Source organism: Pseudomonadota bacterium (assembly GCA_030860485.1).
In the GTDB taxonomy this organism is placed as follows: Bacteria; Pseudomonadota; Gammaproteobacteria; order JACCXJ01; family JACCXJ01; genus JACCXJ01.
This window is the reverse complement of the sequence record JALZID010000271.1, coordinates 1-13237: the sequence shown is the minus strand read 5'-3', so window position 1 is coordinate 13237 and position 13237 is coordinate 1. Positions and strand designations below refer to the sequence as shown.

Below are 13237 nucleotides of genomic sequence, written 5' to 3'. Positions count from 1 at the left end.
GGCCCACGGCAGCGGACCCGGTCTCCTCTTCGGCATCGTCCAAGGCGGTGTCTTCTCGCACCTCCGCGAGCGCTCGCTCGCCGGACTCCTGGAGATCGGCTTCGACGGCTACGCCCTGGGCGGCCTGTCGGTCGGTGAGCCGAAGACCGACATGCTCGATCTGGTGGGACACCTCGCGGAGCGCATGCCCGCGGACCGTCCGCGCTATCTCATGGGGGTCGGCACCCCGGAAGACCTGGTCGAGGCGGTGCGCCGCGGCATGGACCTGTTCGACTGCGTGCTCCCGACCCGTAACGCCCGCAACGGCCACCTCTACACCTCGCGCGGCGTGGTCCGCATCCGCAATAGCCGCTATCGCAACGACACCGCGCCTCTGGACGAGGACTGCCCCTGCCCGACCTGCCGGGACTACAGCCGTGCCTATCTCCACCACCTGGATCGGGCCGGCGAGATCCTGGGCGCACGGCTCCTGAGCTACCATAACCTCTGCTATTACCAGGACCTCATGCGGGGTCTGCGCTCCGCCATCGAGACCGGCAACCTCGATGGCTGCGCCGCGGCGTTCTACGCAAAGCGCTCGCAAAACACACCGCCTGTGTCATAATAGCCCTCCGTGATCACGTGGTAACCGCGAGTCGATTCCTCCGGCGCATCCGCGCTCCGTCCGCCTTCTCCGCTTCGCTGCGGCGCCGCACCGGTAGTGGAGGATAGCCGATCCGCCGGGCCAGGCCGGCCGGCCTTGGCGCGTGAGCCTTAACCAATCACAGAGGGAGTGGATGGAATTTTTGATCGCCGACGCCTATGCGCAGGGCTCTGGAGCCGGGGGGTCTTCGGGGCTGGCCGCCTTCATCGAGATGCTCCCCATCGTGTTTCTCCTCTTGCTCATCTACCTGATGCTGATCCGCCCCCAGAACAAGCGCGCCAAGGAACAGAAGAAGATGCTCGAATCGCTCACCAGGGGCGATGAGGTCGTGACCAGCGGGGGGCTGCTCGGGAAGATCATGGACGTGGGCGACAATTTCGTGCTCATTGATCTCGGCAGCGACATCAAGGTCAAGGTCCAGCGTCAGGCCATCTCCAATACGGTCCCCAAGGGCACCGTCAAGTCCCCCCTCTAGCACGCCCCGGCAGGCGCCCGCTCGATGAATCGCTATCCGCTGTGGAAGAACCTGCTGATCCTGGCCGTGCTCACGCTCGGGTTGGTCTATGCCCTGCCCAACCTCTACGGTGACAACCCGGCCCTGCAGGTCAACCCGGTGCGCGCCGCCCCCATCGATTCCGGGCTGGAAGGCCGCATCGCGGACGCGCTCAAGGGCGCCGGGCTCAAGCCCTTGGCGCTGGAACGCGACGCGCGCAGCATCCTGGTGCGCTTCGCCGATACCGAGCGCCAGCTCAAGGCCAAGGAGGTCGTCGCCGGCGCCCTCGGCGACGACTACGTGGTGGCCTTGAACCTGGCCTCCGCGACCCCCGCGTGGCTGCGTGCCATCGGCGCAGAGCCCATGTTCCTGGGTCTCGATCTGCGTGGCGGGGTCCATTTCCTCATGGAGGTGGACATGCAGGCCGCCGGGCGCATGGTCGAGGAGCGCTTCGTATCCGATCTCCGCTCGCTCCTGCGCGAGAACAAACTGCGTTACAAGACCGTGGCGCGAGAGGAAGACGGCGGTATCCTCCTCACCTTCCGCGATGCCGACGGCCGTTCCAAGGCGGCGGCCATCATCGGCGAAGAAGCCCCCGATCTGTCGGCGGCCGAAGAGGACCAGGGGACGGACCCGGCACTCAGGCTCACGGTCAAACCCGAGTATTTGAAGGAACAACGCAAGCTGGCCCTGCAGCAGAACCTGACCACCTTGCGCAATCGTGTGAACGAGCTCGGGGTCGCGGAGCCCATCATCCAGCAACAGGGCGAGGGGCGCATCGTGGTACAGCTCCCCGGCGTACAGGACACCGCCCGCGCCAAGGAGATCCTCGGGGCCACCGCGACCTTGGAGTTCCGCATGGTGCACGAAGACGGCGATCCAGAGGCCGCGGCGGCGGGCAGGGTCCCGGTCGGCGCCAAGCTGTACCGGAACCGCAAAGGCGAACCGGTGCTCCTGAAGCGCCAGGTGATGCTGACGGGCGATCGCATCGTCGATGCCGCCTCGGGGATCGATCAGACCGAGGGCCAGCCGGCCGTTTTTATCACCCTCGATGGCAAGGGCGCCCGGATCTTCAGTCGCGCCACCAAGGACAACGTCGGCCGGCCCATGGCGGTGGTGTTCATCGAGAACAAGGTGGACACCAAGACCGTGGGTGGGCAGACCGTGAAGGTCAAACGCACCGTAGAGGAGGTCATCAACGTCGCCACCATCCGCGAGCAGTTGAGCAAACGGTTTCAGATCACCGGGCTCGACAGCACCGAGGAGGCCCGTAACCTCGCCCTCCTGTTGCGCGCGGGCTCGCTGGCCGCGCCCATCGATATCGTGGAGGAACGCACCATCGGCCCGAGCCTCGGGCAGGACAACATCGAGAAGGGGGTACGGGGCGCCACCGTCGGCTTCGTGTTGGTCTTGATCTTCGCGGGCGTCTATTACGGGGTCTTCGGTCTCGTCGCCGATCTGGCATTGTTGTTCAACCTGGTCCTCCTGATCGCGCTCATGTCGCTCCTCCAGGCGACCTTGACCCTGCCCGGGATCGCCGGGATCGTCTTGAGCGTCGCCATGGCCGTCGATGCCAACGTGCTGATCTTCGAGCGCATCCGCGAGGAGCTGCGCAGCCGCAATACGCCGCAGGCCAGCATCAACGCGGGCTACGAAAAGGCCTTCGCCACCATCTTGGACTCAAACACCACCACCCTGATCGCGGGTATCGTCCTGTTCGCCTTCGGCACCGGGCCAGTCAAGGGCTTCGCCGTGACCCTGTCGCTCGGGATCCTGACCTCCATGTTCACGGCGGTCAGCGGCACGCGGGCCGTGATCAATGTAATGTACGGCGGGCGCCGCCTGGCGCGCCTGGCGGTTTAAAGGCGGTTTCGATACCGACTAAATAAGCAATAGATAAAAAGCACCTTCGGGGCCCTCATGGATTTCTTCAAGACCACACCGAAGATCGACTTCATGGGCGCGCGCCGGGTCGCGATCGGCCTGTCGGTGGTGTTGTTCGTGTTGTCGTTCATCGCTTTCGGGACGCGCGGCCTGAACTTCGGGATCGACTTCACCGGCGGCACGCTGATCGAGGTGGCCTACGACCGCGTGGTGGACCTCGGCGAGGTGCGCGAACAGCTCGCCGCCGCGGGCTTCGATGCGGCGATCGTGCAGCATATCGGCAGCGCCAAGGGCGTGATCGTGCGCATCCCCCCGCACGCGGGCATGCAGAGCGCGGAGATCAGCAACCGGGTGCTCGATGCCCTGAAAAAAGACACGCAGGCCTCCGTCGAGGTGCGTCAGGTCGAGTTCGTGGGACCACAGGTCGGAGAAGAGCTGGTAGAAGACGGCGGGCTCGCGCTCATCTTTGCGCTGTTCGGGATCCTGGTCTACGTGGCCTTGCGGTTCGAGCTCCGGCTCGCCGTCGCTTCGGTGATCGCGACTGTGCATGATCTCTTACTGACGACCGGGCTCGTCAGCGCCCTGGGACTCCAGTTCGACCTCACCATGCTGGCCGCTATCCTGACGGTCGCGGGCTACTCGATCAACGACACCATCGTGGTGTTCGATCGGATCCGCGAGAACTTCCGGAGACTGCGCCGGGAGTCGCCCCTCGAGGTCATGAATCGCTCCATCAACGAGACCCTGTCGCGGACGCTCATCACCGGTCCGACCAGCCTCATGGTGGTGACCGCCCTCTATTTCCTCGGCGGCGATGTCATCGATGACTTCGCGTTGACCTTGATCATCGGTGTCGTCATCGGGACGTTCTCCTCGATTTATATCGCCAGCCCCATCGCGCTGCTGCTCGGCGTGAGCCGCACCGATCTCATGCCCGTCAAGAAGGAAGGCGCGGGGATCACCGAGCAGCCCTAGTAGCGCTCGCAGCTTCTCCACGCCCCACCCCTGTCCTGCGCGAACGGCGCCCCCCACAGAAGATAAAAGAAAAATGGGGCAGCGGCATGCACATCATCGCTGATCCGAACATTGCCGCGGTCGCAGAGGCGTTCTCCGATCTGGGTAACGTCCAGCTCGTGCCGGGGCGCGAGTGGACGCCCTCCCTGGTCCGCCATGCCGACGTGTTGCTCGTGCGCTCCGTAACACGCGTGGATGCCGGGCTCCTGGACGACAGCCGCGTGCGCTTCGTGGGCACGGCGACCAGCGGCGTCGATCACATCGATCGCGACTACCTGGCTCGCAGGGGGATCGCCTTCGCCGCGGCCCCGGGCAGCAACGCCCAGGCCGTCGCCGAGTATGTCGCGAGCGCCATCCTGGTCCTGGCCGGGGCGCGGGGCCTGCGTTTGACCGAGACCACCGCCGGGGTGATCGGTGGCGGTCGGGTCGGGTCGCGGGTGGTGCGGCTTTTGTCGGCCCTCGGCATCCGATGCCTCGTCAACGACCCGCCCCTCGCCGACACCAGCGGCGACGCCCGATACCGCCCTTTGGACGAGGCGCTCGCCGCCGACGTCGTGACCCTGCACGTGCCCTTGGCGAGCCAAGGCCCCTACCCCACCCGGGGTTTGATCGGGCGAGAGGCGTTGTCGCGGATGAAATCCGATGTGATCCTGATCAATACGGCGCGTGGCGGGATCGTGGACGAATCTACCCTGAAGCAGCGCTTGGCGCGCCAGGACCACATGGCCACCGTCATCGACTGCTGGGAAGGCGAGCCGCACATCGATCCCCAGTTGGCGAGCCGCTCCACCTTTTCGACCCCACATATCGCGGGATACAGCGCCGACGCCAAGCTCCGGGCGACATCGATGCTACATGCCGCCGCATGCGAGCTCTTTGCGATCCCCGGACGTTGGTCCGCGTCGAGCCCGATGGGACGGGCGATCACGTTGGTCTCGCATTCACCGGAGGAAGCACCGCGGGAGGCGGTCCTTCTGGCCTATGATGTCCGCGAAGACGATCGGGCCCTGCGGGCCTGTCTGTCCGGAGCCGGGGCGGCGCTCGGCCGATCGTTCGACGCGCTAAGGGCGAGCTACCGCGAACGCCGCGAGTTTTCAGCCCACGCGGTCCGCTTCGGCCCGGGCGCGGCCGCGTTCCATGCTGTCCTCGCAGACCTCGGTTTCAGGCGCGGATCGGCGCCCGCGCCCGATTAGGCGGACGGGCCGATACCAACCCTCTCGTACGTCCGGGGTCCTGTACAACCTCCCCACGACCCTAATTAGTCTTGAGAAGTGGCCATCTAGCGGGTAATCCGGCGAACGGGATCGACACAGACATCGTGACGTACGGCCCAGACCTTTCTCGTTCTTCAGCACAATTTGCGGGAAGGATAGGAGATTCAACGTGGGCTTGCAATCGAGAAGTCATTGGCCGGACGGGCTGGGCGGGGATTTGGCGGTCTGAAGGGGTCCGGTGCCGGGGGGAAGCGCTGGGGGAAGCGCTCAGTCGGGGCGGCCCCGTGGTTGGCGCTGGTCCGTCGACAACAAACCCCCCGTAGGGGCAGGCCTCGTGCCTGCCGGCCCCCAATGAACCCGAGGGAACCCGAGGAGGCCGACCCCCCGGACGGCGGCGGCATTGTGATGGCACGCGGCCGCCAAGACAGGCCGGCAGAGCCCGGCCGGGGGCGCGGTACCGAGAGATCGGCTATCCTATGAGCGAACGCTCGAGGCCACGGTCGTCGGCGGGCGGGCCCTTGCAGCACCAACACCATAATAGAAGCGGGGAAACCACTATGGACGCGATCAAGAATGTTGTACTCAAGGTACTGAATTTCCTAGCCAACTTCGGTCTGGATAAGCTCGAGCGGGCGCTCCTGTTCGGGGGCGGGCTGGTCTTCGTGCTCGCGCTGCTCACCGGCTCCATCGCGATGTCTCAGGCCTGGTTCGCCTTCCTGTTCCGATGGTTGCACGTGGCCTCGGGGGTCATGTGGATCGGGCTCCTGTGGTACTTCAACTTCGTGCAGATCCCCTCGATGCCCCAGATCCCCGATGAGCAGAAGCCGGCGGTGAGCAAGGTCATCGCCCCGATGGCCCTGTTCTGGTTCCGTTGGGCGGCGTTGTCCACCGTGGTCACCGGGCTCATCCTCGCGATCTTCAACGGCTATCTCTTCAGCGCGCTGTTCCTCGGGATCGGCAGCTGGGGCCAGCCGACCTACATCGGCATCGGGATGTGGCTTGGCCTCATCATGGCTTACAACGTGTGGATGATCATCTGGCCCAATCAGCAAAAGGTGCTGGGCCTGGTGGCGGCAGAGGACGAGGAGAAGAAGGCGGCTGCTCGCACCGCCATGCTGGCCAGCCGTTTCAACACCATGCTCTCGATCCCCATGCTTTATTTCATGGTGGCGGCGCAGAACCTGAGCTAGTCGTGCGGCGGCGGGGGGTATCCAAGCGATCCCCCGCTCAGAGCTTGTGAAAAACTCTGCTGCGCTCGGGATCTCGCGTCCCGGCGGCGCTCGGAATCCTCGTTGTATCGCAATACACTCCGGGTCCTGCGCTCCGACGGAACCTCCGTTCGCTCGCGACGATTTTTTCACAAGCTCTCACGCGATCGAATCCCCAAGTGAGATCGACGATGGCTAGCCTCCCTCCGGCGGCCAGGCCGCGGCAGATCTCGATGTCCTTATGGTGGAGGGCAAGCTTGAAGCCCCGGTACGAAACGGCCTGCCACCACGCTCCTCCCGCGGTAGCTCAGGAACCACTTGGCGGCCGCCCCTTGGCTCAAAGGATGGGAGATTCACCGTGGGCTTGCAATCGAGAATGCTTGTAGCCCAAGGACGTGGTTTAAACGGCTTCGCAACCCGCGTACGTTGGATAGGCGCGCGCGCCTTAACCCGCTTTTGCGTCGCCGCGACCGTATTGCTTGCATCGGGTGTTTAACCATTGGACCACGATCCGAGCCAACGCAATACGCCGGCTCGAAAATACATGATCAGCGTCAAGCGTTTCTACCGTGAGGTCTCCGTGCCCGCCTTTGCGCAGCGCGTTGACGAGCGGTTCGTGATGCTGATCGAGGGGAACGATGGTGTCACCTTGGGCCCCGATGAGTAATAGCGATTTGCCCGCCAGCTTCGGGACAAGCCGACGGAGATCGTATTCCTGCGCATGTTCCATCCACCGTGCTACCGCGGCTTTACCGGCGGCGCCGACGATGGCATTCGCATCGTCGATGTAATAGGCGAGCTGCGACGCGAACTCCGAGCTTTGTTGGGCCAGTTCGCCGAACTTGGCGAGATTGGCGCCGGCGAGCGAAGCCGCGCAGGGGAGGGAAGGATCCGCAGCCGCCGCCTCGACTGCGATATACCCGCCCATGCTGTGGCCGATGACGGCGAGGCGATCCGGGTCAATCCGGTAGTTCCGGCTGGAATGCGGTGATCTCATAAACGCAACCGCCGCGTGGACGTCCTCGATGGCGTGTGCCGTCGAAAACCGGCCTTCGCTGCCCCAGGCGCCACGATAGTGAAAAAACAGTACATTCCACCCCGCGCGACGGATCGCATGGGCGAGGTCCAGATTCCTCTCGTTACCCGGATAGCCATGCAACACGATAACGGCCGGGTGGGGGCCGGCACCCTCCGCAACATAGACGATGCCATTAAGCTTGGCGCCATGGCTTTGGATCATGACCGGCTCCATCGCCGGTGGATTGGCCCGGTCGACGGTGACGGGATCCATTACAATGGGATCCAAGGCGGTGCGCGGCGCGGGAGTTTCGCACCCGGCTCCGGCGACAGCGCATAGGGTGATGGCGCAGAGCGCCTTGCCATAGCGATGGGCGTGTTTCATTGGAGTCGGGTAGCGTAGCATTCAAGCATAGAAGATTCAACGTGGGCTTGCAATCGGAGAATGCTCGGGTCGGATGGGCTGGGCGGTGATGTGGCTGTCTGGAAGGGGTCCGCCGCAGATCGGACTGCGGTTCGCATTCTGATGAACTGCTTTACTCGAACATTGCCGCAAAGCGGCGCTGCATCTCTTCGGGAGAGACTTTCTCGATCTCATGTCCAAGCATCCATTCGTGCCCGAAAGGATCTAGCACCGTTCCCGACCGCTCGCCATAAAACTGGTCGGCCAGCGGGCGAAGCACGGTTGCGCCAGCGGTCACAGCCCGCTCCGCCACGACGTCGGCGTTGGTGACATGCAAGTGAATGGACATCCCCGTACCGCCGATGGATTGCGGACCGAGAATGCCGTATTCGGGGTACTCGTCGGCAAGCATGAGCGTGATGCCGCCGAGCGACAGCTCCGCGTGTCCGATTCGCCCGCCGGGTTCGGTCAGCCGGAATAGCTCCCGCGCACCGAATACTCGCGTATAGAACTCGATTGCCGCCGCGGCGTTTCTGACGCGAAGATACGGAAACACTTCTTTGATTTCACTGGATGACCCTTCGGTGACAGGTCTGACTTCGTTTGCCATGGATATGCTCCTCTTTTGGGTACGGCAGTTGGATCCCATCGATGACAAGGGCCGCCGAGGTCGTCGCGCGCGATTCTACCCGTGCTCTGCGGCCTTCTCGTCGAGCTGCGCCCACCGCTCGAACCTTTCCACCAGTTGTCGCTCGATCTCTTCGGTCCGCTTGCGATCGGCCTTGATCCGTTCGGCGCCCTGCTTGTGGTAGTTGGCGCGACTCATACACACGGTAATTCCGTGCTGCTCGCGCTCGAGCGCTTCGATCTCGGCGGGGAGTTGTTCGAGCTCGCGGGATTCTTTATAACTCAGCTTGACGCGTGCGGCATTCGCCCTCGCACCGGCTCTCTCCCGCCGTTCTCCCACCACCGTCGGAGCGGGAGCGGAGGACTCGGGCCGCTGACTCTGCCAATCGCTATAGCCGCCAGCGTATTCCTGCCACTTGCCGTTGTGCTCGGCCACGAGCGTCTGCGTGACCACGTTGTCGAGAAAGGCGCGGTCGTGACTCACAAGGAGCAGCGTTCCGGGGTAGCCCTGCAAGGTGTCTTCAAGCAGCTCGAGCGATTCGATGTCGAGGTCGTTGGTCGGTTCGTCGAGCACCAGCACGTTGGCGGGACGCGCGAAGAGCCGCGCGAGCAGCAAGCGGTTGCGCTCACCACCGGAGAGCATTTTTACGGGCGCCTTGGCGCGTTGCGGCGGAAACAGGAAGTCGGCGAGGTAAGTCATCACGTGCTTGCGTTCGGCGCCGATCTGGACCCAGTCGGAGCCAGGGCTTACGGTGTCGAGCAGTGTGTGCTCGGGGTCGAGCTGCTCGCGCATCTGGTCGAAGTACGCCACCTGTAGATTGGTGCCGAGTCTCACCTCGCCTGCGTCCGGCGCCAATCGGCCGAGGATGAGCTTGAGCAGCGTGGATTTGCCGGCGCCGTTCGGGCCGATGAGTCCCAGGCGATCACCGCGCTGGATACATAGCGACAGGTCCTGAACGATCGCTCTCTCGCCAAAGCGTTTGCTGACGCCGCAGAGTTCCGCCACCAGCCTGCCCGAGCGCTCGCCCGCATCGAGTGTGAGTTTGACGTGGCCGAGACGCTCGCGCCGCGCCGCGCGCTCGCGCCGCAATTGTTCGAGCCGGCGCACGCGGCCTTCGTTGCGGGTGCGGCGTGCCTTGATGCCCCTGCGGATCCACACTTCTTCTTGCGCCCAGAACTTGTCGAACTTGCGATGGGCGACGCCTTCGGTTGCGAGCCGATCGGCCTTGCGGCGCTCGTACGCCGCAAAGTTGCCGGCGTAGGAGCGCAGGAGCCCGCGGTCGAGCTCCACGATGCGATTGACCACACGATCGAGGAACGCGCGGTCGTGCGTGATGACAATGGCGGCCGGACCCTTCAGCACCAGGTCTTCGAGCAAGGTGATGCCGTCGATATCGAGATGGTTGGTCGGCTCATCGAGCAGCAGCAGTTCGGGTTGGCGCGCGAGTGCTAGCGCAAGGGCCGCCCGCTTCCGTTCGCCGCCCGAGGCGGTATCCGGGGCCTGCGCCGGATCGAGGCCAAAGCGATGCAGATACTCCACGAGCCGGGCTTCCAGGCGCCAACGCTCAGGCTCGTCGTGGACGTGGTCGATCTCGCCGCGGATGGCCAGGCTTTCGCGCAGAGTCGAGGCGAGTGGCAGTTCAGGCTCCTGCTCGACGAGCACCACACGCAGGCCGTCCTGGCGCTTGAGGTCGCCGTCATCCAGCGCCGCGAGTCCGGCGATTACCTTCAGGAGCGACGTCTTACCGGTGCCGTTGCGGCCGATGAGTCCGACCCGCTCGCCTTCCAGCACCGCGAGGCCGGCGCGATCGAGCAGAGGATGCAGTCCGTAAGCGAGCTCTGCGTCGAGGAGGGTGAGTAGCGCCATGAGCCTATTTAATGTGAGCGGGAAAAGGCGGCGGACACACAGGGCACGGAGGGGACGTACCGCGGGCAGCAGGCGGCACAAAAAATCTGGTCTGTCCCCGGTTACGCGCCCGCTCTCACGCACCGATCTCGGTGCGCACGTCGAGCAGCTCCGGGAAGAAGGTCAGGTCCAGCGCCTTGCGGAGAAACGCGACGCCCGAGGAGCCGCCCGTGCCGCGCTTGAAGCCGATGATGCGCTCGACGGTCTTGATGTGCCGGAAACGCCAGAGCAGGAAGTTCTCCTCCACATCGACGAGCTTTTCGCACATATTGTACGCATCCCAGAAGTCATGGGGCTGGTCGTAAATGCGCTTGAACACGGGGATGAGACCGGGATGGCGCCGATAGGGTCGCGACCAGTCGCGTTGCACGCACTCGGGGGGCAGCGAATGCCCCTGGCGATCGAGGTGGATCAGGAACTCGTCGTAGAGACTCGGGCTCCGCAGGGTGGTATCGAGTGCCCGGTAGGCCACTTCGTCATGGCGGAACAACTCCAGGAGGGCGGCGTTCTTGTTTCCCAAGACATACTCGATGGCGCGATACTGTGCGGATTGCAGCCCCGAGGCGAAACCGAGGACATGCCGGAACTCGGCGTATTCGCTGGGCGTCAGGGTCTCCAGGACGCCCCATTGCTCGAACAACTGACGTTGGATCTGTTTCACCCGCGCGAGGATCTTGAAGCACGGGTCGAGGCGGTCGGCGCGGATGTGCACACAGGCGGCGCGTAGCTCGTGGAGGATGAGCTTGAACCACAGCTCGCTCGTCTGGTGCTGGATGATGAACAAGAGCTCGTCGTGGTGCGGCGGATCGCTCAAGGGCCGCTGCGCGCAGAGGAGCGTGTCGAGGCACAGGTACTGCGAATAGGTCTGCCGGCCGGACAGATCGCGGTGGATCCCGGCTTCGAGGTCCCGCTTCAAGGGGTTGTCGTCGGCCACGGGGATGGCAAGTACGTCGCGCGACGCCAGCTTTAGTTCGATACGACTGGGAACGCCCTAGAGCTTGTTCTTGACCAGCTGATAGACCTCTTCGGTCAGGGCCTCCATGCCGTACAGGATGCGATCGAGCTCGCCGAGCCGCTCTTCGACGAAGGTCCGGTCCTTGATCGCCCCGGCGTTGATATAGACGTTCAAGGCGGCGCTCCGAAGCGCGGCATAGGCGGCCAGCACGGCGACCCCGGCGTCGCTGATGACGTTCTTGTTGCCCTTCTCCGCGACCGACTTGCTGAGCACCACGGCCTCGGCACAGAGGCGCACGCAGTCGAGCGGGACGTCGGTCGCGGCCTTGAGCGCCAGCTGGATCGCGTCGCCGCGCGCGGCCTTCTGCGCCTCACTGTCCTTGGGGAGACCATAGGCGGCCATGACCTGGTCGAACGCCTCGACATCGGCGCGCACCATGTCCGCCAGTCGCTCGCGCATCGTCTCGGCCCGGGCCAGGACGGCCTGCATCTCGCCCTCGGCCACCTCGTAACCCTTCTTGCCGAGGGTCAGATTGCAGACCATGCTCACCAGGGCTGCGCCCATCGCGCCCATGATGGCCGCCGCGCTCCCGCCGCCGGGGGTCGCGGACTTGCTCGCCAAGGCCCCCAGAAACTCTTGGACGGATTGGTCTTTGATCATGTGTTGTCCCTCGATGAGGCGCTCTTGGCTCTGTTGACAGCGCCCGAAGGGATCGATCACTCGGGCGGCGCCATTATAGCCGACCCGGATAACCCGTGGCGGCGCGCGGCCCGTTGTCCGCGTGCGGGCGTTGAGTTACCTTAACGGCGCGCCCGACTCCGGAGGCGCCGAGCGCCAATGCCCCGCCCCAGCCGTGAGGTCATAACATGAAGAAGCTCCTGTTCCAGCTCGATACCGATCCCCTGCCGAGCGTGTTCGACACGGTGGTCGCCTACGACGGCGGCGCGGACCACGTAATCGGCTACGGTGGGGTCACCCCCGAGACGGTCGGGGCGCTGGTCGAGGGCACCATCTTCACCCGCTCGCCCAAGGACAAGAAATATACGGCCATATTCGTCGGCGGCAGCAACCTGGCCGATGGGCAGGCGCTCGTCAAGGCGATCCAGAAGAAATTCTTCGCCGATTTTCGGGTCTCCGTGATGCTCGACGGCAATGGAAGCAATACCACCGCGGCCGCCGCCGTCGCCAACCTCACCAAGCACGGCTCGGTGGCCGGCAAGAAGGCCGTGGTGCTGGGCGGGACGGGGCCGGTCGGCCAACGGGCCGCGGTGATGCTGACCCAGGAGGGTGTCGAGGTGGTCGTGACCTCGCGGCGCATGGAGCGCGCCGAGGCCGCGTGCCGGCTCATGCAGGAGCGGTTCGGCGTGACCATTATCCCGGCGGTGTGTGCCTTCGACCAGGCCGAGATCTGCGAAGCTTCCATCCGGGGGGTCTTGGGGGGTGCGCACATCGTCCTGTCCACGGCGGCGGCCGGCGCCCATCTGCTCGAGGAGCGGCACTGGAAGGACAGCCCCAGCATCGAGATGATGCTCGACGCCAACGCCGTACCGCCGCTCGGCGTGTCCGGCATCGAGATGATGGACCGTGCCAAGGAACGGCACGGGAAGCTGTGCTTCGGCGCCATCGGCTTCGGCGCCCTGAAGATCGCACTGCACCGGGCCTGCATCGCGAGGCTCTTCGAGCGCAACGACCAGCGCTTCGACGCCGAGGAGATCTATGCCCTGGCCAAGTCCCTGGCCTGAGAGTTTGTGAAAAAACCTACTGCGCTCGGGATCTCGCGTTCCGGCGGTGCTCGGAATCCTCATGTATTTCAGCATACACTCCGGTTCCTGCGCTCCGGCGGAACGCGACCTCCCTTCGCTCGCGACGGTTT

12 protein-coding genes are annotated in these 13237 nt (G+C 64.7%); 7 read left to right on the top strand and 5 right to left on the bottom strand.

What is annotated here, in order from left to right; all coding sequences use genetic code 11:
• The 6 genes from M3461_16690 to M3461_16665 form a co-directional block, all read left to right on the top strand.
• A partial coding sequence (locus tag M3461_16690) for a tRNA-guanine transglycosylase (protein MDQ3775864.1) occupies window positions 1-604 on the top strand: 604 nt, incomplete at its 5' end.
• Window positions 605-776: 172 nt separating this feature from the next.
• Window positions 777-1118 (top strand): preprotein translocase subunit YajC, encoded by a 342-nt coding sequence (gene yajC, locus M3461_16685; GenBank protein MDQ3775863.1) that lies wholly within the window; start codon window positions 777-779, stop codon window positions 1116-1118.
• 24 nt (window positions 1119-1142) lie between these two features.
• Window positions 1143-2999: a protein translocase subunit SecD gene (gene secD / locus M3461_16680; GenBank protein ID MDQ3775862.1), complete on the top strand. Its 1857-nt coding sequence runs from the start codon at window positions 1143-1145 to the stop codon at window positions 2997-2999.
• Between the two features lie 57 nt (window positions 3000-3056).
• The gene (gene secF / locus M3461_16675) at window positions 3057-3995 is read left to right on the top strand and encodes a protein translocase subunit SecF (protein ID MDQ3775861.1); all 939 of its coding nucleotides are present in this window, start codon (window positions 3057-3059) and stop codon (window positions 3993-3995) included.
• 86 nt (window positions 3996-4081) lie between these two features.
• Window positions 4082-5227 (top strand): 4-phosphoerythronate dehydrogenase, encoded by a 1146-nt coding sequence (locus tag M3461_16670; GenBank protein ID MDQ3775860.1) that lies wholly within the window; start codon window positions 4082-4084, stop codon window positions 5225-5227.
• A gap of 578 nt (window positions 5228-5805) precedes the next feature.
• Window positions 5806-6438: a urate hydroxylase PuuD gene (locus M3461_16665; protein MDQ3775859.1), complete on the top strand. Its 633-nt coding sequence runs from the start codon at window positions 5806-5808 to the stop codon at window positions 6436-6438.
• 463 nt (window positions 6439-6901) lie between these two features.
• On the opposite strand, the gene M3461_16660 is transcribed toward M3461_16665, so the two are convergent.
• The 5 genes from M3461_16660 to M3461_16640 form a co-directional block, all read right to left on the bottom strand.
• Window positions 6902-7747, bottom strand: a complete 846-nt coding sequence (locus M3461_16660; GenBank protein ID MDQ3775858.1) for an alpha/beta fold hydrolase — start codon at window positions 7745-7747, stop codon at window positions 6902-6904.
• Window positions 7748-8009: 262 nt separating this feature from the next.
• Complete coding sequence (locus tag M3461_16655; protein ID MDQ3775857.1) at window positions 8010-8486, bottom strand: VOC family protein; 477 nt, start codon at window positions 8484-8486, stop codon at window positions 8010-8012.
• Window positions 8487-8561: 75 nt separating this feature from the next.
• Window positions 8562-10370: an ATP-binding cassette domain-containing protein gene (locus M3461_16650; protein ID MDQ3775856.1), complete on the bottom strand. Its 1809-nt coding sequence runs from the start codon at window positions 10368-10370 to the stop codon at window positions 8562-8564.
• 115 nt (window positions 10371-10485) lie between these two features.
• Entirely contained in the window at window positions 10486-11343 is an 858-nt protein-coding gene (locus tag M3461_16645) for a tryptophan 2,3-dioxygenase family protein (GenBank protein MDQ3775855.1), read from the bottom strand.
• A gap of 57 nt (window positions 11344-11400) precedes the next feature.
• Window positions 11401-12024, bottom strand: coding sequence for a cyclodeaminase/cyclohydrolase family protein (locus M3461_16640; protein ID MDQ3775854.1), 624 nt, complete (start codon window positions 12022-12024; stop codon window positions 11401-11403).
• Window positions 12025-12230: 206 nt separating this feature from the next.
• On the opposite strand from M3461_16640, the gene M3461_16635 reads away from it, so the two are divergent.
• A complete protein-coding gene (locus tag M3461_16635) occupies window positions 12231-13106 on the top strand; it encodes an NADP-dependent methylenetetrahydromethanopterin/methylenetetrahydrofolate dehydrogenase (protein ID MDQ3775853.1) in 876 nt (291 codons plus the stop codon).
• Window positions 13107-13237 lie beyond the last annotated feature (131 nt).

Bases quoted from the DNA above. Each gene is read 5' to 3' on its own strand.
- yajC (MDQ3775863.1), top strand. From the start codon at position 777: ATGGAATTTTTGATCGCCGACGCCTATGCGCAGGGCTCTGGAGCCGGG.
- secD (MDQ3775862.1), top strand. From the start codon at position 1,143: ATGAATCGCTATCCGCTGTGGAAGAACCTGCTGATCCTGGCCGTGCTC.
- secF (MDQ3775861.1), top strand. From the start codon at position 3,057: ATGGATTTCTTCAAGACCACACCGAAGATCGACTTCATGGGCGCGCGC.
- M3461_16670 (MDQ3775860.1), top strand. From the start codon at position 4,082: ATGCACATCATCGCTGATCCGAACATTGCCGCGGTCGCAGAGGCGTTC.
- M3461_16665 (MDQ3775859.1), top strand. From the start codon at position 5,806: ATGGACGCGATCAAGAATGTTGTACTCAAGGTACTGAATTTCCTAGCC.
- M3461_16660 (MDQ3775858.1), bottom strand. From the start codon at position 7,747: ATGGATCCCGTCACCGTCGACCGGGCCAATCCACCGGCGATGGAGCCG.
- M3461_16655 (MDQ3775857.1), bottom strand. From the start codon at position 8,486: ATGGCAAACGAAGTCAGACCTGTCACCGAAGGGTCATCCAGTGAAATC.
- M3461_16650 (MDQ3775856.1), bottom strand. From the start codon at position 10,370: ATGGCGCTACTCACCCTCCTCGACGCAGAGCTCGCTTACGGACTGCAT.
- M3461_16640 (MDQ3775854.1), bottom strand. From the start codon at position 12,024: ATGATCAAAGACCAATCCGTCCAAGAGTTTCTGGGGGCCTTGGCGAGC.
- M3461_16635 (MDQ3775853.1), top strand. From the start codon at position 12,231: ATGAAGAAGCTCCTGTTCCAGCTCGATACCGATCCCCTGCCGAGCGTG.